The sequence below is a fragment of the Catalinimonas alkaloidigena genome (assembly GCF_900100765.1).
Taxonomy (GTDB): Bacteria; Bacteroidota; Bacteroidia; order Cytophagales; family Flexibacteraceae; genus Mooreia; species Mooreia alkaloidigena.
In genome coordinates, this window is sequence record NZ_FNFO01000008.1 from 259,183 (window position 1) to 280,860 (window position 21,678).

The window sequence follows — 21,678 nt, forward strand, 5'->3', positions numbered from 1 at the left end:
TTAAAATAATTGAAATCTACCCCCTTAATTTTTCAATTATTTTTATAGCTGTCCTATGTAGATTTAATTTTTTCTAAAGACAGCGCAAAATTGATAAGTCGGATTACCAATCTGACAACGATTTCAACCAACGCAACCGCCTACGCGAATCTCCCTGATAATCAAGCACATTTGCATGTAGAGTTATCCAAATCCCTATGCCTAAACGCGCGATTTTCAATCAAAAATTTTGTATATCTACGATAGCTAATTAATCCGGTTGCTTGCGAAGCACTCCTACCGACGATTCTTCGGTCAAAGCGGCATTCACTACTTGTTCGCTGATCTGAAAGAGAAGAAGAGGAATGAGAAAAGAAAAATCTTAGGAGAATATCCTCTGCGATTGAGGTCCCTACCGTGGCATGTATAGTGGGTACAAAAAAAAGACAGCCAGACCCCACCACAAGTCTGGCTGCTCAAACAACCTACTTATACACCAATTTATTTTTTTAGCTGTTCATGCCGAGTAGCCATTTGACTAACACCGACAATGCAAATATACGACCTATCTCGACATTATTGACATTTCCGCATTTTAAGAAGGAAAATATTCATAAAATTTATTTTTAGATCTTATTATTAAAAATATGATACCCAATCGCTTGGTTTCATAACAAATATTAATAGATCTTCAAGAACCCAGTTTTGCATATTCGCATACCAGAATACACACTTCAATTCATAACCATCAGAGGAACATTCGACTTTAGCTACCCTGCGCCCACAGGGAGTTGCTAACTTCACACCCGGAAATATGATGAGATCTGCTGGGAAGGAAAGTGGGCTAGAGTAGGTATAAACAAAAAAAAACAGCCAGATCCACCACAATCTGACTGTTCAAACAACCTACTTTATACACCAAAAGCTGTAAGGGAAGGATTCGAACCTCCACGGAGCGGTTAGCGTTGGCATTTCAGAAAGGAAGGTTCCTTGCTGAACCGCCAAAGTTTATCCCGAACTCTCCACCCCCGAGACAGGAGGGCATGTCTGCCAATTTCATCACCTTACAGTGTGAGCCGGACTATTTCCGACTTGATTTATGACAAAGGTAAATACACCAGATTTATTTTGAAAATATTCAACAAAATTTCCTTAATTTTTTTATTATTTTTAATTTTGGCGAGCATAATTTAACAATCAACAAAACAACCTCAGCGCAAATGGCCGCAAATTCAGAAATTGACAATGTTGACCTGAAAATCCTGAAATTACTGATGGACAACGCCAATATTCCTTATACCGAAGTGGCAAAACGGGTCTTTGTTTCCGGGGGTACCGTACACGTGCGGATGCGCAAAATGCAGGAATTAGGGGTAGTAACGGGATCGCAACTTAAAATTGATTATACCAAGCTCGGGTACGACATCAGCGCCTTCCTCGGCATCTACCTGGAAAAGAGTTCGATGTACGCGGAAGTGGCCGAGAAGCTGCGCGAGATTCCTGAGATTGTCAGCATGCACTATACCACCGGACTATATTCTATCTTTGCACGAATCATTTGCCGGGATACCATTCATCTCCGCAGTGTGCTGCACGACAAAATTCAACGCGTGCCTGGTATACAACGTACCGAAACGTTTATCTCGCTGGAGGAAACCCTCGAACGATCGGTGCGGCTGGACCAGGACCTGAAATAGGCAACCTTCTTTGCACATAGGTTTACCTTATATTAGGATAGGAAATATCTATGGGCGACCCTCTGTAAAAAGTGGCGCAAAGGAAACCTTCAGACCGAATTTTTGTTATATTTTTGTAAAACGTAGAATCATTCTAAATTAGATTCATGGCCAAGGAAACCGAATTATTAGAAAGCCTAACGCAGTCGGAATACAAGTACGGATTCGTCTCGAACATCGAGGCCGACGAAGCCCCGAAAGGGCTGAACGAAGATACCGTTCGCTTTATTTCGGCGAAGAAGGGCGAGCCGGTGTGGCTGCTGGAATGGCGTCTGAAGGCGTTCGCGCTGTGGAAGAAGATGACAGAACCTCGGTGGCCTAACGTCAACTATCCGGCAATCGATTACCAGGACATTATATATTATTCTGCGCCCAAGCAGAAAACCAAGCCCAAAAGTCTGGATGAGGTAGATCCCGAGTTGCGCGCTACGTTCGAAAAACTGGGCATTTCGCTCAACGAACAGAAGCGTCTGACCGGCGTAGCGGTCGATGCTGTTCTCGACAGCGTCTCGGTCGCGACTACCTTTAAAGAGAAGCTCAGCGAAATGGGCATTATCTTCTGCTCAATGAGCGAAGCGGTAGAAAACCACCCAGAACTGGTCAAGAAGTATCTGGGATCGGTGGTACCGGCCAGCGATAACTATTTCGCAGCCCTGAACTCGGCGGTGTTTAGCGACGGTTCGTTCTGCTACATTCCGAAAGGTGTGCGGTGTCCGATGGAACTTTCGACCTATTTCCGCATCAATGCGGCCAACACCGGTCAGTTCGAACGGACCCTCATTGTGGCCGAAGACAGCAGCTATGTCAGCTACCTGGAGGGCTGTACCGCCCCCATGCGCGACCAGAATCAGTTGCACGCGGCGGTGGTGGAAATCGTCGCCAAAGAAAATGCCGAAGTGAAGTACTCGACAGTACAAAACTGGTATCCGGGCGACAAAGACGGCAAAGGTGGCATTTACAACTTTGTGACGAAGCGTGGCATCTGCCTTGGTAACAACTCCAAAATTTCGTGGACGCAGGTAGAAACGGGCTCTGCCATCACCTGGAAATATCCTTCCGTAATCCTGAAAGGCGACAACTCGGTCGGCGAGTTTTATTCTGTGGCGGTGACCAATAACATGCAACAGGCCGATACCGGCACGAAAATGATTCACCTGGGACGTAACACTAAAAGCCGCATCGTTTCGAAAGGCATTTCGGCAGGCCGCAGCCAGAACTCGTACCGGGGTCTGGTGCAGGTGCACAAACGTGCGGCCAATGCGCGGAACTTCTCCCAGTGCGACTCTCTGCTGATGGGCGACAAATGCGGCGCCCATACGTTTCCTTATATAGAGGTAAAAAACTCATCGGCCATGGTGGAACACGAAGCCACTACGTCGAAAATCGGTGAAGATCAACTCTTCTATTGCAACCAGCGCGGTATTTCGACCGAAGACGCCGTAGCGCTGATCGTGAACGGATACGCGAAAGAAGTACTTAACCAACTTCCGATGGAATTCGCAGTAGAAGCGCAGAAGCTCCTCGCCATCTCGCTGGAAGGCAGCGTAGGGTAAGCGACCGCGACGACATTAGGCATCAGTCAGGTAGCTTCCCCCGAGGCTACCTTTGTTTTACACCCCACCCCCATTGAATTTTCTGTACCGATTTATCTGTCATTATGCTTACTATAAAAAATCTGCACGCAAAAATTGAAGATAAGGCCATTCTGAAGGGAATCGACCTGGAAGTGAAACCGGGCGAAGTGCACGCCATCATGGGGCCGAACGGTTCCGGCAAAAGCACCCTGGCTTCTGTACTGGCCGGCCGCGAAGAATACGAAGTGACCGAAGGCGAAGTAACCTTTCAGGGCATGGATCTGCTCGACATGGCTCCGGAAGACCGCGCGCGCGAAGGCATTTTCCTGGCCTTTCAGTATCCCGTCGAAATTCCGGGTGTCAGTACGACCAACTTTCTGAAAACCGCCGTCAACGAAGTGCGGAAACACCGTGGCCTGCCGCCGCTGGACGCCGTCGCTTTCCTGAACAAGATGAAAGAAAAGATGGCGCTGGTCGAGATCGACAAGTCGCTGCTGAGCCGCTCGCTGAACGAAGGATTCTCGGGTGGAGAGAAAAAGCGTAACGAGATTTTCCAGATGGCGATGCTCGAGCCTACGCTCTCGCTGCTGGACGAAACCGATTCGGGCCTCGACATCGACGCGCTGCGGATCGTCGCCAACGGGGTGAACAAGCTCCGTTCGGCCGACAAAGCCACCATCGTCGTGACCCACTACCAGCGCCTTCTCGACTACATCGTCCCCGACTTTGTACACGTACTTTACAACGGTCGTATCGTTAAGTCGGGCGGTAAAGAACTGGCCCTGGAACTGGAAGAAAAAGGGTACGACTGGATTAAAAACGAAGTAGACGCGACTGCATAAGCATTTTCTGATGGCAACTGTAACGGATCAACAAGATTTAAAAGCGCTCTGTCTGGAGCATTTTGCTCAGGTGGAGGAGAAAAATTCGCCCCAGAGCCAATCAGCCCTTCAGCAGCAACGGCGGGCCGCGATGGAGGCCTTCCAGGCGCTCGACTTTCCTACGACGAAACACGAAGAGTGGAAATATACCAACGTTGCGCCGCTGCTCAAGACACCCTACGACCTGAAACAGAACGAAGCGGTGTCGAGCATGCTTGGCGAAGAGCGTCAGCAGCTGTTCGACATTCCTGAAGCGAATGTCCTGGTGTTTGTCAACGGGAACTACGAGGCGCATCTTTCGCGCATCCTCTCCCCCGTTCATGAACTGACGCTGCTGAACCTGGCTTCGGCCGAAGAGAAAAACGAGCCGGCGCTGTACGAGCACTTTGGCAAGTTGGCGGACGCCGAACACAACGCCTTCACGGCCTTGAACACCGGCTTCTCTCAACAGGGGGCTTATTTCTACGTGCCGAAAGGCCAGGAGGTGGAACGACCCATCATCATTCACTACGTTTCCGACGCCAAGCGTGGCCCGGTGCTGTCGAACCCGCGCAATTTGTTCGTGGTGGGGGCCAACAGTCGCGTGCAGGTCATCGAGAATTTCGTAACGCTCGGCGACCAGCCGGCCTTCGACAATGCCGTGACCGAGATTTACGTGAGTGAGGGCGCCTTTGTCGATTACTACAAGCTGCAGAATTGCGCCCCCGCGGCCAGCCACGTCGGCACCACGCAGGTGCATCAGGAACGGAACAGCCACTTCGACAGTTTTATGATTACGCTGCAAGGGCAACTGATCCGCAATGACCTGAACATTGTGCTGGACGGCGAAGGCTGCGAAGGCCACATGTACGGGCTCTACCTGCAGAAGGGCAAAACGCACGTCGACAACCACACGCTGGTCGATCACCGCAAACCCAACTCGTTCAGCAACGAATTGTACAAGGGCATTCTGGACGACCGTGCGACGGGAGTTTTCAACGGAAAGATTTACGTACGGCAGGACGCGCAGAAAACCAACGCGTTCCAGTCGAACCGCAACATTCTGCTTTCCGAAGAGGCGACCATCAACACCAAGCCGCAGCTGGAAATCTGGGCCGACGATGTGAAGTGCTCGCACGGCGCAACGACGGGTCAACTCGACGAAGAGGCGCTGTTTTACCTGCGCGCACGGGGGCTGGGCGAAGGCCAGGCCAAGGCGATGCTAATGCATGCGTTTGCCAGCGACGTGGTCGACAAAGTGCGAATCGAGCCGCTGCGCAACTATTTGGAACAATTGATCACCGAACGTCTGGAGGGCTCTGCTTCTCAGGACTAACCTTTTTACCGTATGGCTACGCTAACTTCGTCGGTAGGCACCTCGTTTGATGTCGAAAAAATCCGGCAGGATTTCCCGGTATTGCACCAAGAGGTGAATGGTAAGCCGCTCGCTTATTTCGATAATGCGGCGACGACCCAAAAGCCTCAGGCTGTGTTGGATGCGCTGACGCACTACTACACGCAGGACAACGCCAACATTCACCGGGGTATTCACACGCTGGCGGAGCGGGCAACGGCGGCTTTTGAACATACCCGCGAAACCGTACGCACTTTCTTAAACGCTCCCTCGGCCGAAGAGATCATTTTCACGCGCGGCACTACTGAAGGCATCAACCTGGTGGCTTCCTCGTGGGGACACACCCATCTGCAGGCGGGCGACGAGGTCATTATTTCCGGCATGGAGCACCACTCCAACATTGTGCCGTGGCAGATGGTCTGCGAAGCACGCGGCGCGACCCTGAAGGTGATTCCCGTGCGGGCCGACGGTTCGCTCGACTTGGAAGCGTTCGAGGCACTGGTTTCGTCACGCACCAAAATGGTCGCGGTGGTTTACGTATCCAATTCGTTGGGAACGATCAACCCCGTCAAAACCATCATCGACAAAGCCCACGCCGTCGGCGCGCGGGTGCTGATCGATGGGGCACAGGCGTCGTCGCACTTGAACATTGATGTACAGGCGCTCGACTGTGACTTCTACGTCTTTTCAGGACATAAAATCTACGGACCGACTGGTGTGGGTGCCCTGTTCGGCAAGCGTGAAGTGCTCGAAGCCATGCCGCCCTACCAGGGTGGTGGGGAGATGATCAAAGAGGTGACGTTTGAAAAAACCACCTACAACGACATTCCCTACAAATTTGAAGCGGGCACGCCCAACATCGCCGATGTGGTCGCCATGAAAGCCGCCATCGACTACCTCCAGGCCCTGGGGAAAGATAACCTGGCGGCTTACGAGCACGAATTGCTGACCTACGCAACCCAGGCGGTGCAAGACATTCCCGGTCTAAAGTTGGTGGGAACGGCTTCTGAAAAGATCAGCATTCTGTCGTTTGTCCTGGAGGGCATTCACCATTTCGACATCGGGATGATGCTCGACGCCCGCGGCGTGGCGATCCGGACCGGACACCACTGTACGCAACCGCTGATGCATCATTTTGGCCTTGAGGGAACGGCGCGCGCTTCTTTTGCCTTTTATAACACGACCGAAGAGGTCGACCGGATGGTGGAAGGCCTCCACCGGATCGCCAAACTAAAAGGATAAGCATGGCTTCTATCGCAGAGATCCAAGACCAAATCGTTGACGAATTCGAGATTCTGGGTGACGACCGCGAAAGCACCGTTTTTTACATCATGGAGCTGGGGCAGAAGTTGCCACCGTTCGACGAGCAGCACAAAGTAGACGATAACCTCATCAAGGGATGTCAGTCGAAAGTGTGGCTCACTACTGATCTGGACGGTGATCGGGTTCGCTACCACGCCGATAGCAATACCGACGTGACCAAAGGGCTGATCAGCCTGTTGATCCGGGTGCTGTCCGGGCAACGCGCCGACGACATTGTGCAGGCCGATCTGAATTTTATTGACCGGATCGGCATGGGCAAAGTGATTGGCTCACAACGGTCGAATGGCCTGTCGGCCATGATCAAACAGATGAAGCTTTACGCCCTGGCTTACAAAGCCAAGCTGGAAGCCTAGATTTTTAGAAAGATGGAAGAACAAACACTCGATGCTAAACAAGACCTTCGTTCTCAGGTAGTTGAGGCATTAAAGACGGTCTACGATCCGGAAATTCCGGTCGACGTATATGAGCTGGGCTTGATTTACGACATTAAAGTCTACCCGGTCAACAACGTCTACATTCTGATGACGCTCACCTCACCTGCCTGCCCATCGGCAGAAGAAATTCCCGGTGAAATCGAGCGGAAAGTGCGCGCATTGGAAGACGTCAACGATGTCAACGTCGAACTCACGTTCGATCCTCCCTACTCGCAGGACATGATGTCCGATGCCGCCAAGCTGGAGTTAGGTTTTTTATAAGCCCCATTAATTCAATAATAAACTCAGATTTTTATCCATATGTATCCCGAAGAATTGGTAGCGCCCATGCGGCACGATCTTACGGAAGTTGGTTTTCAGGAACTGAAAACCCCTGAACAGGTCGACGAAATCCTGGAAAACCAGGAAGGCACCACCTTGGTGGTCATCAACTCGGTGTGTGGTTGTGCCGCTGGTGCAGCCCGTCCCGGCGTGAAAATGGCGTTGCAAAACAGCAAAAGTAAGCCCGATCAGCTCGTGACCGTATTTGCCGGTGTAGACCGTGACGCAACGGCCCGGGCGCGTGAATATACGTTGCCTTATCCGCCGTCTTCGCCTTCGATTGCCCTGTTTAAAGACGGCGATCTGGTGCATTTTATCGAACGTCACCACATCGAAGGCCGCACCGCTCCGATGATTGCCAACCACCTTGAGTTGGTCTTCCAGGAGTTCTGCGACTAACCTTTACAACATGCTAGAGGAAAGGGGCCTTTTTTAGGCCCCTTTTTTGTTGCAGGTTCTTTATTTTTCGTAAGCCTACGTATAAGATCATCGCGTGCGTACCACCCGCTCCATACCGTACTTTTTTATCCTGCTGGGGGGCTTGCTGGCCGGCCTGAGCGCCGGGGTATGCCGGGCACAGTCGCCGGAGAGCCCGGCCGTTTGGGTATGGCCCTACCGCACCGATACCATCCTTTTTATTCCCTTTCCGGATACGCTGTTGGCCGAGCAAGACAGTGTGCGCCTTTATGCCGAAAGCAAACAGTTGCAAGACGCCGCTGCCGATTCGCTGGCCTGGGAGCAGAATCGTGAGTTTTACGAGCATATGCAAGCGTGGTTCTATAAACGGAAAGTCACTCGCTGGATTTTCGATGCCTTGTTTCAAAACCCAGGGCCGGTGGTGGGCAGTCAGCCGGTGCAGCCTGATCCTACACCGGTCTCTACGTACGAGCAATACAACGGCATGATCATCCGGCGCATCGACGTGCAACGACTGGACGTGTTCGGCCCATCGGTAAACGATACGGCACGTGTGGGCAAGGGTTTTATCGCCAAGCTCGGCAACCGACTGCACCTGGACACGCGCCGGCACGTGATCCGCGGCGACCTGCTGGTTTCCAGGGGTGAACCGTTCGATGCCATCAAAATTCGTGACAGCGAGCGTCTGTTACGCCAATCGAGTTATCTGCTCGATAGCCGGATCATCCCGATCACCACCGAATTTTCCGATAGCATCGATCTGCTGGTGGTAACGCAAGACGTGTGGACGATCAACGCCGAAGGTGCCCTCAACGGCAGCGGCGGCTCCCTCAAGCTCAGCGATAACAACATTCTGGGCTTTGCGCACCAACTCAGTCAGCAGGTGTCGTACAGTCGTGCGTACGGCTGGGGGTATGCGGGGCAGTACCGGGTCCCCTACGTAGGCCGCAGTTTGGTGACGATCCAGGCCGACTTTATTTCCCGCTGGGACCAGAAATACATGGGCATTCAGGCGGGGCGACGCTTCCTGACCCCTTCCACACGCTACGCCGGCAACATTGAAGTCGGTCGCCAGCGCCTTCTGGCCCAACTGGCCGACGACACCACCGGCATCCGGATTCCCTATACCTACAACCTGGCGGACATGTGGCTGGGGCGTGCCTTCCGGTTTGGTTTCGGTAGCCACGCGTTTCGGGAGCGCGCGCGACTGGTAGTCGCCGGGCGCATCATCGGGCAGGATTTCACTGAGCGACCCATCGTGCGCGAAGACACCAATCTCTTTTTCCAGCACCGCCTGACCATGCTGGGCAGCATCGGCTACTCGGACCGGAGCTATTACCGCGACGTGCTGATCTATGGCTTTGGCCGGACGGAAGATGTCCCCTACGGAACGGCCGCGACTTTTACGTTCGGGGCCGAACAGACCGAATTCGGGTACCGTCCCTACGTGGGCGGGCGCTTTGCCAACGGCGAGTACCACGACTTCGGATACTTTTACTGGAACATCGGCGCGGGCAGCTTTTTCCGCCAGCAACGGGCCGAACAGGCCGCGCTGGACACAAAAGTTTTTTACTTCACGCCCCTCATGCACCTGAAGCGCTACCAGTTCCGACAGTTCGTCACCCTCCGCAGTCTGTGGGGATTCAATCGGTTCGAACAGGAATGGCTGGAGATGCGCGGCATTTCGGGCATCACGCGCGGCAACCTGCGCGGCAACAAACGCGTCGTCGCCAACTTGGAGTCGGTGCTTTTTACGCCTTACAACCTGCTGGGCTTCCGCATCGCGCTGTTCGGTTTTGCCGATTTTGGTATGGTCGCGCTGGAGAAAACGTCGTTGTTTCAGACGCCGGTGTACCAGGGATATGGCCTCGGGGTGCGCATCCGAAACGAACATCTACAATTCAACACGTTTCAGTTCCGCCTGGCGTGGTACCCCAATTTCCCCAACAACAGCATTCCGCTACGCACTTCGTTCAGCGGCATTCCCACCCTGCGCCTGGAAGATTTCGACATCGGTGCCCCGCAGATCCTGACGTATTGGTAATGCCTGTACTTTTTCCTGAACTTTGAGGCTACTTCCGGGTTGTTTCTCTGAACCATCGCCCCGTTGCCATCGTTACCACTCGGGTTAGCCCACTGTCTATGAAAGTAGCCGTTTATCGCAAAGAACATTTTAACGCCGCACACCGTCTGCACAACCCCGCATGGAGCGAAGAAGAGAACCAACGTACGTTTGGCAAGTGCAATCTGCCCAATTTCCACGGCCATAATTACGACCTTTACGTACGCGTTACGGGCGAGATCGATCCGGTGACCGGATACGTCATCGATCTGAAATACCTGAGTGACCTGATTCGCCAGCACGTCACCAGCCGGTTCGATCACCGCAACCTGAACCTGGACGTCCCGGAATTTCGGGAGCTGAACCCTACGGCCGAAAATATCGCCGTGGTGATTTACAACCTGCTTCGCCCCCACATTGACCCGAAACACGATCTTAACATTACCCTTTATGAAACCGAACGAAACTTCGTCGAGTACCCTGTCGACTGAACGCAACGGCTACAGCCGCAACGGCCAGTCGCCGCAGGAGCTTGGCGATGACCATATCAGCACCGGCGACGAGACGCCCCTGCGCGAAGACGCGTTCGACATGGACGACGAAACCAAAATGGAACTGATCGAGAAGCACTTCGCGCAGATCATGCACATTCTGGGTCTGGATCTGGACGACGATAGCCTGCGCGGAACGCCCCGGCGGGTCGCGAAAATGTACGTGCAGGAGATTTTCAGCGGGCTGCACCCTGACAACAAGCCGCATGCCACCCTGTTCGAAAACCAGTACCGCTACAACGAGATGCTGGTCGAGAAAGACATCACTTTCTACTCCAACTGCGAGCACCACTTCGTCCCGATTTTCGGTCGGGCGCACGTTGGCTACATTTCGAACGGCAAAGTGATCGGGCTTTCGAAGATCAACCGCATTGTGCAATACTTTGCGAAGCGACCGCAGGTGCAGGAACGCCTCACGGTGCAGATCATCAACGAACTGAAGCGCGTGCTCCAGACGGAAGACGTCGCCGTGGTAATCGACGCCAAGCACATGTGTGTGTCGTCGCGGGGCATTCAGGACGATACCAGCACAACGGTCACGGCCAAATACAGCGGTAAGTTCCAGGAAGAAGCGACCAAGAGCGAATTCCTCAGCCACATTTACAATACGCAGCCCAAGTAAAACAATTTTACTGGTTTCGGCTTTTGTAAGGGTAGCCTCGTGCGGGCTACCTTTTTTATGGCTTCGTAGTTATGGATTTTACAGACAAGACGATCCTGATCATCGGCGGAAGTTCGGGCATCGGGCTGGCCCTCACGCGGCAACTCACTGCGGCGGGAGCTACCGTGATAGCGGCCTCGCGGCATCAGTCGGACGAACTCCGCGAAACGGGCGCACGCTTCGTGGAACTGGACGTGACCCAGCCGGTTACCGACGCGCTGGCGGACCTGCCCGATGTGCTGCACGGCGTGGTGTACTGCCCGGGCTCCATTACCTTGAATTCGTTTCTGCGGCTGAAAGAGGCGGATTTCGAGCATGACTTTAACCTTAACGTACTGGGGGCCATCCGAGTGTTGCATCAGGTAGCGAAACCCTTGAAGGAGGCAAAAGGGGCCAGCGTAGTATTGTTTACCACGGTCGCTGCGCGGGTCGGCATGGGCTTCCATACGTCCGTCGCCACGGCCAAAAGTGCGCTGATTGGCCTGGGGCAATCGCTGGCGGCCGAGTGGGCACCGATGCAGATCCGCGTTAATCTGGTGGCTCCTTCGCTGACCGACACGCCGCTGGCCGGACGCCTGCTGGCAAGCGACGACAAACGAGAAGCCGCCCGCAAGCGGCATCCGCTCGGGCGCTTCGGGCAACCCGACGACATTGCGGCGTCCGCCCTGTTTCTGCTGTCGGACGAGTCCAGTTGGATGACCGGACAGGTGCTGGGGATCGATGGTGGTCTGTCGACGTTACGGTAGCTTGGTAGAGCGGTTAGGGCAACTCGGCGAGAGGATCGGTCGGTCAATCTTTTTCCGGCAAAAGCAGGCTGCGGAAACCCGGTTGGATGACGTCTATTACTTTAGTAGCTTTAGATTCCTCCTCCCGGCCCTGCCATGAAAAAACTTTTACTGCTGCTCTTTCTGTTAAGTCCGCTCCCGCTTTTTGCCACTCATATTGTGGGAGGAGAACTTACGCTATCGCACCTGAACGACGACCGCTACCGCCTGCAACTCAACCTGTATTTCGATGCGGTCAATGGAAATTCCGATGCGGTCGATCCCAGCATCATTGTTGGGGTTTTCAACAAATCGAACGATCTGCTCGTTGGGCAGTTTGTGCTCCCGTACCGCAGTGTCAGCTATGTGCCTTATACTAAAGAAGAGTGTGCGGTGGGCGAACTCTCTACCCGCCTCTACGTCTTTTCGTCTATCGTCGAATTGCCCGAGGCGGTGTACGATGAACCACAGGGATATTACCTAATCTGGGAACGGTGCTGCCGCAACGATGATATTGTCAACATCATCGATCCGGGCGGATCGGGGCAAACGTTCTATCTGGAAATTCCGCCGGTGGTGAAAGATGGGCAACCGCTCATCAACTCTTCGCCTATTCTGTTTCCGCCGCTGAGCGATTATGCCTGCCTGGGCCACCCCTTTAACTTTGACTTTTCGGGTACCGATCCCGATGGTGATTCGCTGGTCTATTCCATAACCCCTCCGCTGAAAGGCAACAGCTTGCCTGTCCCGAACAGCATGATCGTGCCTCCATCGCTGCCCGGCCCCTACGCCACGGTCAACTGGGGCGGGGGCTACTCGGATCAGGTACAAATTCAGGGCACGCCGCCACTGGCCATCGATTCGCTCACCGGCCTGTTGCAGTTTACGCCCACTACGCTCGGCCTGCATGTGTTCGCGGTCAAATGCGAAGAGTATCGCAATGGCGTCAAGCTTGGCGAAGTACACCGGGAGTTTCAGCTGTTGGTCCGCCAATGCTTTCCCAACGCCGCGCCGCAGTCGATGGTGCTGTTGCCCGGCACCCAGGAAATCTACCAGGAAGGTGAGGTGATTACGATCAACCCGGGCGACGACCGCTGCCTTACGCTGGTGGGGATTGACCTGGATACGACTCAAAACCTCTCGGCCTGGGCGCGTTCGGTTAACTTTAATAGCCCCGTTACCCTGACGGTGACCGGTGGCGGCCCGGTGAACTACCCCGGCCAACCCGGCGACTCGGTCTACATGGAGATCTGTTTCGACAGTTGCATCGCCAGCTCGGACGTGCCACTTCTGATCGATTTGATCGTGCAAGACGACGGCTGCGCCCGCCCGCTACTCGACACGACCCGCATTACACTCAACATTCCCCCCTTACCTAACGAACCACCCGCCATACGCTCCGTGACGTGGGTACCGGGCGATACTGTTTCGATCGGCATCAGCGAACAAGTTCGCTATCAGGTCATCAGCGGCGATCCGGAACGCAAAATGGCTATACTGCGAGCCTACGGAGAAGAATTCCGTCTGAACGACGTGGGCATGAACTTCCGCGTCACGGCTGTGGGCGATTCGTTGGAAGGTACCTTGCAATGGCAACCGACCTGTTCGCCGGAGATTCTGGGTGTGCATCAGGTCAACTTCGTCTGTACCGATGGCGATTGCATCAATCCTAAATCGGATACGACCACCGTCTGGATTGAAGTGCTGCCTGAAGACAACGAACCCCCGCTTGTCCGCAAACTGCTGGAAGGCGACAGCATTGTGATGGAGGTCGGCGAAACCCTTTCGTTCAACGTAGAAGGCCAGGACACCGAAGGGCGGCGGGTCGTGTTGAATGCCGACGGGCTGGGCTTTCAATTGCAAAACGCCGGCATGCAGTTCAGCAGCAATCCGGGTACCACCGAAGCGACGGGCACGTTCCGCTGGACCAGTACCTGCGAGGCGATCACGGCCGGATGGATGCAGGTGCAATTCATCGCGCGCGATGAGCATTGCCTTTACCCGGGTGCCGATACCACCTCGGCGTGGTTGAAGGTAGAAAACGACGACCCCATTGCCATTATTTACTCCGACCTGGACACCACCGTTACGTCCATCCCCATGCTGGAAGTATTGGCCGGCAAAGACACTACTTTCAACCTTTTCTGCGAAGACATCGACACGTCGCTGATGGTGCTGGAGGCGCACGGCGTCGGGTTCGACCTCGCCGAGTTCGGCATGAGCTTTACCAGCCAACAGGGCACGCGCTTTCTGACATCGCCGTTCCAATGGAAAACCGATTGTAGTTACCTGCCGCAATCGCCCTTCCGGGTGGTCTTTACGCTCGGCGAACAGGGCTGCCCCGAGTACCGTCGCGATTCGGTCGTGGTCGATCTGGTCGTAATCGACTCGGCCGACCGCGATCTGATCAATCCTCCGAACGTGTTTACGCCCAACGGCGATGACAAAAACGAGGTGTTTGTGCTTACGGACCTTCCTCCCGACAATTGCAACGACCAGTTTTTAGCGGTGCGTATCTACAACCGCTGGGGCAAAGAAGTCTACCAGAACGATACCCGCGATTTCGCCTGGACCGGCGACGGCCTGCCCATCGGCATTTACTACTACGTTGTGGAGTACCGCCGCCGCAAAGTCAAGGGCTGGGTGCAAATCATGAGGTGATGTGAGGTATCGCTCCCAGTAAGGTTGTTTTCTACGTCAGTCGGAGGCGCTTTTGGTTTGCCCATAGCCCGCGGGCCATCGAACGGCAAACGAGGCTATTTCTATTTTATCTCAAACGTAATTTCTAATCAACTCGTGGGCGATCACGTCTTGCTTCCGACGTGACCGCTCGCCCGTCCGACGCATGCAAAAACACTTTTTAGTACTGGCTTGCACCGCTCTGTGTTGTGTTTCCTACAGTCAACAGCGCGTTGCCGAATACGATTGTGGGCCGATTGAAACGTTTATTCCGGTGGTCGACTCAGCACACTCGACTCTGGAAGGACAGGCCGAAGGGATTCTCCTCAAAAACCGTTATTACCAATGCCTGTACCACCCCGGCGAACAAGCGTTTCAGATCGTCGCCTTCTAAAAAGAAAAGGCCCCGCCAACATCCAGCGGGGCCTTTTTAATTTGGGCTACAACCGCTTCGGCTAGGCCGATTCTTTCATGGGGGTAGCTTCCGTATGCACCGTAGCACCCAGCAGGTTCAGAATTGAATAAAGGCCAAAATACGTACGGTTCACGTACAGCGTGTCCTTGACGCCCCGCGCCACCTTCGACTCCCGAATCTCGGGCATGGCCGAGAGCTTCTCGCTGAGGGCGTAGATCTCCTCGAAGTATGCGTCGTTGCTGAAGTCGAACGTAGGTTGGCTGAAAGGCCGGCCCAGCAATTCGATCATCGTCAGGAAAATGTCCCGGAAAAAGTCCTTTTCCTTTTCGGTATCCTGCGGAGTGAAAAATTCCAGTTCGTACAGAATGCGGTCGAGGCGCTCCTGGTCGCCCAGCGTATTTTTATACAAAAGCGCGAAGTAGTTGCGGTAGAACTGCGGCGGCAACACCTTCACACACCCGAAGTCGATCACGCCTAACGTCCCGTTGGCGCGCATCAGGAAATTACCGGGATGCGGATCGGCGTGGACTTGCTGCAGCGTATGGATCTGATACTCGTAAAAGTCCCAGAGCGCCTGCCCCAACCGGTTGCGCGTTTCCTGCGAAGGGTGCGTTTTCAGGAAATCGTCCAGATGCAACCCCTCCATCCAGTCCATCGTCAGGATGCGACGCGACGAAAACTCCGGATAGTAAGTCGGGAAATCGAGGTCGTGCAGGTGGCCACACGCCTGGGCAATTTCCTGCCCGCGGCGCAGTTCAAGTTCGTAATCGGTCTCTTCAATCAGTTTTTCCTCCACTTCTGCCATGTACTTGTCGACCTCTTTCTCGTTCAGGTTCAGCAGACGAATGGCAAACGGGCGCACCATCTTCAAATCGGACGAGATGCTGTTGGCTACGCCGGGATACTGGATTTTAACGGCAAAGCGCGTCCCGTCTTTCCACGCTTCGTGTACCTGCCCGATCGACGCGGCGTTCATCGCCTCCATGTTGAAGCGATCGAACATGGCCTGCGGTGCTTTGCCAAACGCTTCGCGGAAGGTTTTGACGACCAGCGGCCCCGAAAGCGGCGGCGCACTGTATTGTGAAAGCTGAAATTTTTCGGCGTAGGCACGTGGCAGCATGTTTTTGTCCATGCTCATCATCTGCGCGACCTTCAACGCACTACCTTTCAGTTCGCTCAGCGAATTGTAAATGTCTTCGGCGTTGTCGTTGTGAAGTTCGTCGCGCGTTGTGGAAGGATCGACGAGGCGTTTGGCGTAATGCTTCACGTAGTTGCCGCCGACCTGGATACCCGTACGCACAAAGCGACTGGCCCGGTTCACTTTACCGACCGGAATACTATTTTGTGATTTCTTCATGAAAGCGGAATTAAGGCTGGCTGACCGTCCGGCGATTCTGGAAAATAAAACGGGCAAAGTCGAACGCCGAGTCGATGGTGTTTCGTCCGATGAGATCGAACGACAGGTGCACGGCCTTTTCGATGGCGGCATCGGTCTTCTCAAACCCGGCACTTTCGTCGTTCCGCCAGAAGCGCAGTACAAACAGCAACTGGTACCACAAGCCGTCGCCGTAGCGGTCGGTCAGGTAGGGTCGCTGTGCAACTTCGCCGGTTTCTTCGCCTTCCCGCACCAGTTCCTTCGCATACGTTCGGAAGTCGTCGTGCAGGTAGGCGAGTTCGGCATTTACCTCGGGCATGGAACGCGCGGGGGCCATCCGGTTCAGGATGTAGCTCCGGTTTTCCTTCAGCACTTCTACAAAGGTGTAGTAAAACGCCAGGAGTTTTTCGCGTACTGTGTAGGTCTGATACACTTCGTCTTGTTGCAAACGGCCCAGCGTATCTTCCATAAAACCCCGCCAGATGTCTTTCTCCAGCGCAGCAAACGAATTGTACGACTCGTAAAAATTCGCTTCGGTGATTTTCAGCTTTTTGGCGAATGCATACACCGAGGGCGGACGATGCCCGACGGTCAGTTGATAATCGATGTAAGCACGGCGAATTTTATCGTTCTTTCCCATGTTTCTTCAACTTTCAGAAGGGGGAAATAGTTTGATCGGCAGCGGACTTCTCGCCCACAAAAGCGGTTCCGCTTAGCTTTTCATGTTCACGAACTGCAACGGCACCCCGATGTCGGTACCCTTGGCCTTCAGAAAGGCAATGACGCTTTGCAGATCGTCGATTTTTTTACCGCTCACGCGCACCTGATCGTCCTGAATACTGGGCTGCACCTTCAGGCCCTGGTCCTTGATCATCTTCGTAATTTTCTTGGCGGTTTCTTTGTCGAGGCCCTCTTTCACCGTGATGTCCTTCTTCAGCACCTTCCCCGACTGGTAAGATTCGGCGCTAAAGTCCAGGCATTTCGGATCAATATTTTGCTTCACCATCCGTTTGATGAGTATATCTTCGATGGTCTCGACCCGCATTTCGTTGTCGGTCGTAATGTGCAGCACCAGGGCTTTTTTGTCCAACTCGAGCGAGGTATCGGTGCCGTTGAAGTCGTAGCGTGTCGAAATTTCTTTCTTGGCCGTGTTTACGGCGTTGTCCAGCGACTGGTGGTCAATTTTAGAAACAATGTCAAACGAAGCCATAGGAGTATCGTTAGTAAGGTCTGTGCAATGCAAAGATACAAGGCCCCTCACAAACGCCGGCAGATGCGCTGCGTAGCCTGTCGGGATTCGATTTACTTTTACACGCATTTATAAAGATTCAGCTTCTATCGCCACCGTGACCACATGCACCCCGTTCCGCCTGACCGCACGTCTGTGCTGGCTGGGGCTGTTTTGGATCGGCAGCCTGCTTGCGGCACAGGCACAGGGCACGCCGGGCTTCGCTCTGGAGCCCGACTTCGGTTGCGTGCCGCTCTCCGTGCAGGTAACGGACGACGCCTCGAAAGCCCCGCCCGGTGGACGCACGCCGGCGTATGACAACGGCCAGGACACAGACACCAGCACCTTTTCGGCCGTCGACCCTGTTTTTTACTACGACGCACCGGGCGTGTACCTTGTCAAGCAACTGGTCGACGGCACGGCACCGCTGGCCGAGCGCATTGCCCGGCGGCGGCTGGTCGTGCTCGACACCGTTGTGCCCAACGCGCAGGTTGCGTTTTGCGAAGGCAACCGCGTACGCCTGACGGTCGACGACCGCGACGATGCGCGTTTCCTGCTTCCCGGGCGCGACTACGGAACGTACGCGGTCGGCGATACGACCCTTGTTTACGATCAGTACCGGATTCGGTGGGGCGATGGGCAGGAAGAAGTCGTACAGAAACGGCAGTTTGTACTTACCCACACCTACAACGACGGGAAATTCGACCACACCGTCCAGGTGCAGGGCCTGTACTCCGTTTCCGCGTGCGGTGGGACGGCCCGCCTGCCGGTGCGGTCGTTTCAGGCTCTGGCGTGGCCCGCGTTGAACCGCGCGGCGGTGCAAGCCGACGGCAGCGTCCTTTTGCAACTGCAAGTGGGCATTACGGGCCGGTACCGGCTGCTGCGCCAGACGGCGAATGGCCTCACTGCCCTCGATACGCTCGCCAACGAAGGTCCGCAGGACTATGCCTCTACCGCCATCGACGCCCGCAACCAGTCCGCCTGCTTCCGGTTCGAAGCCTTCGACGTATGTGGAAACACCCTTGCTTCCCCAAACCTTTGTACCACCCGCCTCACGGCCACGCCCAACGCGGCCCAGAACAGCATTACGCTAAGCTGGCCACGCGACCAGAGTGGATTCGCGTTTCGTCACTACACGATTTACCGGGACAATCGGCCCTTTGCAACCCTTCCGGACCGTGACCAGACTTCGTTTGTCGATACGGGACCGTTGCAGTGCGGCCAGCGTTACCAGTACCACCTTGTGGTGACGATGACCTACCCGCGTCAAACTGCCGAGATCGAATCGCATTCGCTACCGGTAGAGGTCACTGCCCAGTCGACCGTTCAGCCCGAGCCGGTGCAGCAGGTACAGGCCACCGTCAATCTGGAAAATCAGGTAGTGCTTTCGTGGCGCGCGCCGTCGCCAACGCCCAGCGCCTACCAGATCCGTCAGATGAACCCGGCGGGGAAACTACTCACCCTATTTACGGCGGGCGGCCCTGCTTTTACAGACCAACAGGCCGATCTTGCCAGCCAACCCTACTGCTACGAAGTGCTGTTCACCGATACCTGCGGCAATGTGTCGCGTACCAGTACCCGCGTGTGTCCGATCCGCCTGACGGGCGATCGCAACGAGACGAGCGTACGCCTGACCTGGACCGAGTACGAAGGGTGGCCCGGGGGCGCACAGCAATATTTTGTAGAGCGCATTGGTGCTGATGGCACCGTACTCGACTCGGCGCCGGCCAACGGGCGCAGTTTTCAGGAGTCACTCGACGACTTGCTCGACGCCGAGGAGCAGGTGCTGCGGTACCGCATCCGCGCCGCGCCCAACGACAACCGCTACACCGACTCGTACTCGAACCTCGTGACGTTTCGCCTCCCCTACCGCATCTACTTTCCTACTGCTTTTACGCCCAACGGCGACGGCCTGAACGACACGTTCCATGGTTTCGGGCGATTTGTGGAGCAGTTTACCCTGCGCATCTTCGACCGCTGGGGCGAGGTGGTGTTTCAAACGAACGACTTTACCGACGCCGGCTGGGACGGTACGTTCCGCGGCATGCCCCTGCCCCCCGGCCTTTACCCTTACACGGTGAGCGGTACCGACGAAACGGGTCGTCCCCTGACCTTGTCGGGCAAAGTGCAACTGATTCGCTAAAGCCGCCGTGTGGCTTATTTTCCGTCCATCCGCCTGTTTTTTACGTAGTTTTGTGCGAACCACGTGGTGAAGATTTAGCGTTTTCAGATATGTTCGATTTAAATAAAATGATGGGGCAGTTCAAAGAGGCCCAGACGAAGATGCAAGAGCTTCAGGAGGAAATCGCGGTCATGACGACCAGCGCCGAGGCCGGAGCAGGCATGGTAAAAGTGACGGTCAACGGGCGGCGGCAAATCGTCAGTCTGGAGATCGACCCGGATCTGGTCAAGCCCGACGACCGCGAAATGCTGCAAGACCTGGTGGTAGCGGCTGTCAACAAGGCTCTGGCCGACATGGAAACTATTGCGAAAGATGAGATGCAGAAGCGCGCTTCCAGCATGTTCAACATTCCGGGACTCAACCTGGGCGGCGGTTTCCCTTTCTAATCAATGCCGCAAACGGCCATCGTCATTCTGAACTGGAACGGACGCCACTATCTCCAACAGTTTCTGCCTTCTGTGGTGCGGCACCGGGGCGACAGCCGCGTCATTGTGGTCGACAACGCCTCTACCGACGATTCGGTGGCGGTACTGACGCACACGTTCCCCGAAGTAGAAATCCTTCAGCTTCCGACCAACGCCGGCTTTGCGGGTGGCTACAATCAGGCGCTTCAGCAAATCGAGGCTGAGGTCTACGTTCTGTTGAACTCTGACGTGGAAGTGACAGAAGGATGGCTCGAATCGCCCCTGGCGTTGCTCCGACAGCACCCCCGGGCCGCCGCCTGCCAGCCCAAGATTCGCAGTTTCCACGCTCCCGACTATTTTGAGTACGCCGGGGCGGCGGGGGGCTACATCGACCGGCTGGGCTATCCGTTTTGCCGGGGGCGGCTGTTCAATACGCTTGAGCAGGATACGGGGCAGTACGACGACGACCGTGAGGTGTTCTGGGCCAGCGGGGCGTGTCTGTTCATCAAGGCTGATGCCTTTCACGCCGTGGGTGGTTTCGACGAGGACTTCTTCGCCCACATGGAGGAAATCGATCTCTGCTGGCGGCTGCGCAACCTGGGCTACCGCATTTATTACTGTGGTCGCAGCACCGTCTACCACGTGGGCGGCGGCACGCTCGAACGCTCCAATCCCCGGAAAACGTACCTCAATTTTCGGAATGGCCTGACGCTGTTACTCAAAAATGTACCTGCCTCACAACTACCCTTTATTCTCTTCACCCGCATGGTGTTGGATGGCATCGCGGGCATCAAATTTCTGCTGACCGATAGCCTCAAAGACACCCGCGCCATTCTGAAAGCCCACGCTAGTTTCTACCGAAATGTGGCCCGTCACTGGCGCAAACGGCAGCGTATCAACACGCAACCGCTCGACGTAGGCGTCCTGCCGGGCAGCCTGGTCTGGAGTTATTTTATCAAAGGCAAACGGCGCTTTTCTCAACTACTTCCTTAAAAAACAAAAAAACTGTTGTATCATTTCAGGAAGAAGCTGCGTAGAAAAGCGAATGAATAGCGCGCGGAAGCGGAACCTGAAGAAATTGTATCTTCTTTAGATTTCCCATACGGTTCGGTGACCGCGCCTCAAATTCTGCCGGATTTTTAGCACAAAGGCTAACACCAGGTACATAATAACGGGTGAACCCAATGTCAGAAAAGACGCGTAGATGAAAAATAAGCGGACGTTTGTGGTGGAAATCCCTACCTTATCGCTTAGTTGGGTGCAAACGCCAAACGCTTTATCCTCAAAAAATAAACGGATTTTTTCCATCGTCTCAAGAGGACATGAAGTTTATAATGTGGAATATAGCAAATGCCAGAG

Annotated in this window: 21 protein-coding genes; 17 read left to right on the forward strand and 4 right to left on the reverse strand. The window is 54.6% G+C overall.

Annotated elements, in window-relative coordinates:
- Positions 1 to 1,199 precede the first annotated feature (1,199 nt).
- The 14 genes from BLR44_RS19560 (at position 1,200) to BLR44_RS28670 (ending at position 15,109) form a co-directional block, all read left to right on the forward strand.
- Positions 1,200 to 1,676 (forward strand): Lrp/AsnC ligand binding domain-containing protein, encoded by a 477-nt coding sequence (locus tag BLR44_RS19560; RefSeq protein WP_089685221.1) that lies wholly within the window; start codon positions 1,200 to 1,202, stop codon positions 1,674 to 1,676.
- A 146-nt stretch (positions 1,677 to 1,822) separates the two neighbouring features.
- Positions 1,823 to 3,268: a Fe-S cluster assembly protein SufB gene (sufB, locus tag BLR44_RS19565; RefSeq protein WP_089685223.1), complete on the forward strand. Its 1,446-nt coding sequence runs from the start codon at positions 1,823 to 1,825 to the stop codon at positions 3,266 to 3,268.
- Positions 3,269 to 3,372: 104 nt separating this feature from the next.
- Complete coding sequence (gene sufC / locus BLR44_RS19570; protein WP_089685225.1) at positions 3,373 to 4,131, forward strand: Fe-S cluster assembly ATPase SufC; 759 nt, start codon at positions 3,373 to 3,375, stop codon at positions 4,129 to 4,131.
- A 10-nt stretch (positions 4,132 to 4,141) separates the two neighbouring features.
- A complete protein-coding gene (sufD, locus tag BLR44_RS19575; RefSeq protein ID WP_089685227.1) occupies positions 4,142 to 5,485 on the forward strand; it encodes a Fe-S cluster assembly protein SufD in 1,344 nt (447 codons plus the stop codon).
- A 12-nt stretch (positions 5,486 to 5,497) separates the two neighbouring features.
- A complete protein-coding gene (locus BLR44_RS19580) occupies positions 5,498 to 6,745 on the forward strand; it encodes a cysteine desulfurase (protein WP_089685229.1) in 1,248 nt (415 codons plus the stop codon).
- A 2-nt stretch (positions 6,746 to 6,747) separates the two neighbouring features.
- Positions 6,748 to 7,179, forward strand: a complete 432-nt coding sequence (locus BLR44_RS19585; protein WP_089685231.1) for a SufE family protein — start codon at positions 6,748 to 6,750, stop codon at positions 7,177 to 7,179.
- Between the two features lie 12 nt (positions 7,180 to 7,191).
- Positions 7,192 to 7,521 carry a DUF59 domain-containing protein gene (locus BLR44_RS19590; RefSeq protein ID WP_089685234.1) on the forward strand — a complete coding sequence of 110 codons (330 nt, stop codon included), beginning with the start codon at positions 7,192 to 7,194 and terminating at the stop codon, positions 7,519 to 7,521.
- Positions 7,522 to 7,560: 39 nt separating this feature from the next.
- On the forward strand, positions 7,561 to 7,980 hold the full coding sequence (locus BLR44_RS19595) for a BrxA/BrxB family bacilliredoxin (protein WP_089685236.1): 420 nt from the start codon (positions 7,561 to 7,563) through the stop codon (positions 7,978 to 7,980).
- 94 nt (positions 7,981 to 8,074) lie between these two features.
- Entirely contained in the window at positions 8,075 to 10,042 is a 1,968-nt protein-coding gene (locus BLR44_RS19600; RefSeq protein WP_089685238.1) for a BamA/TamA family outer membrane protein, read from the forward strand.
- A 98-nt stretch (positions 10,043 to 10,140) separates the two neighbouring features.
- Positions 10,141 to 10,551: a 6-pyruvoyl trahydropterin synthase family protein gene (locus BLR44_RS19605; RefSeq protein ID WP_089685240.1), complete on the forward strand. Its 411-nt coding sequence runs from the start codon at positions 10,141 to 10,143 to the stop codon at positions 10,549 to 10,551.
- Positions 10,511 to 11,233, forward strand: a complete 723-nt coding sequence (gene folE, locus BLR44_RS19610) for a GTP cyclohydrolase I FolE (RefSeq protein ID WP_089685242.1) — start codon at positions 10,511 to 10,513, stop codon at positions 11,231 to 11,233. Before BLR44_RS19605 ends, folE begins: the two co-directional genes overlap by 41 nt.
- 71 nt (positions 11,234 to 11,304) lie before the next feature.
- Entirely contained in the window at positions 11,305 to 12,018 is a 714-nt protein-coding gene (locus tag BLR44_RS19615) for an SDR family NAD(P)-dependent oxidoreductase (RefSeq protein ID WP_089685243.1), read from the forward strand.
- Between the two features lie 135 nt (positions 12,019 to 12,153).
- Positions 12,154 to 14,697 (forward strand): T9SS type B sorting domain-containing protein, encoded by a 2,544-nt coding sequence (locus BLR44_RS19620; protein ID WP_089685245.1) that lies wholly within the window; start codon positions 12,154 to 12,156, stop codon positions 14,695 to 14,697.
- Positions 14,698 to 14,881: 184 nt separating this feature from the next.
- Positions 14,882 to 15,109: a hypothetical protein gene (locus tag BLR44_RS28670; protein WP_143017384.1), complete on the forward strand. Its 228-nt coding sequence runs from the start codon at positions 14,882 to 14,884 to the stop codon at positions 15,107 to 15,109.
- Between the two features lie 61 nt (positions 15,110 to 15,170).
- Here the strand turns inward: BLR44_RS28670 and BLR44_RS19625 are convergent, their stop codons facing one another.
- From BLR44_RS19625 to BLR44_RS19635, 3 genes are all read right to left on the reverse strand, one after another.
- Positions 15,171 to 16,487, reverse strand: coding sequence for an ABC1 kinase family protein (locus BLR44_RS19625; protein ID WP_089685247.1), 1,317 nt, complete (start codon positions 16,485 to 16,487; stop codon positions 15,171 to 15,173).
- Positions 16,488 to 16,497: 10 nt separating this feature from the next.
- Positions 16,498 to 17,145, reverse strand: coding sequence for a TetR family transcriptional regulator C-terminal domain-containing protein (locus BLR44_RS19630; RefSeq protein ID WP_089685249.1), 648 nt, complete (start codon positions 17,143 to 17,145; stop codon positions 16,498 to 16,500).
- A 72-nt stretch (positions 17,146 to 17,217) separates the two neighbouring features.
- Entirely contained in the window at positions 17,218 to 17,715 is a 498-nt protein-coding gene (locus tag BLR44_RS19635) for a YajQ family cyclic di-GMP-binding protein (protein ID WP_089685251.1), read from the reverse strand.
- A 136-nt stretch (positions 17,716 to 17,851) separates the two neighbouring features.
- Here BLR44_RS19635 and BLR44_RS19640 point away from each other — a divergent pair, with 136 nt between their 5' ends.
- The 3 genes from BLR44_RS19640 (at position 17,852) to BLR44_RS19650 (ending at position 21,312) form a co-directional block, all read left to right on the forward strand.
- Positions 17,852 to 19,876: a T9SS type B sorting domain-containing protein gene (locus tag BLR44_RS19640; RefSeq protein WP_089685253.1), complete on the forward strand. Its 2,025-nt coding sequence runs from the start codon at positions 17,852 to 17,854 to the stop codon at positions 19,874 to 19,876.
- Positions 19,877 to 19,965: 89 nt separating this feature from the next.
- The gene (locus BLR44_RS19645) at positions 19,966 to 20,301 is read left to right on the forward strand and encodes a YbaB/EbfC family nucleoid-associated protein (protein ID WP_089685255.1); all 336 of its coding nucleotides are present in this window, start codon (positions 19,966 to 19,968) and stop codon (positions 20,299 to 20,301) included.
- 3 nt (positions 20,302 to 20,304) lie between these two features.
- Positions 20,305 to 21,312, forward strand: coding sequence for a glycosyltransferase family 2 protein (locus BLR44_RS19650; RefSeq protein ID WP_089685257.1), 1,008 nt, complete (start codon positions 20,305 to 20,307; stop codon positions 21,310 to 21,312).
- Positions 21,313 to 21,408: 96 nt separating this feature from the next.
- Here the strand turns inward: BLR44_RS19650 and BLR44_RS29420 are convergent, their stop codons facing one another.
- Positions 21,409 to 21,627, reverse strand: a complete 219-nt coding sequence (locus tag BLR44_RS29420) for a PspC domain-containing protein (RefSeq protein ID WP_089685260.1) — start codon at positions 21,625 to 21,627, stop codon at positions 21,409 to 21,411.
- Positions 21,628 to 21,678: the final 51 nt, after the last annotated feature.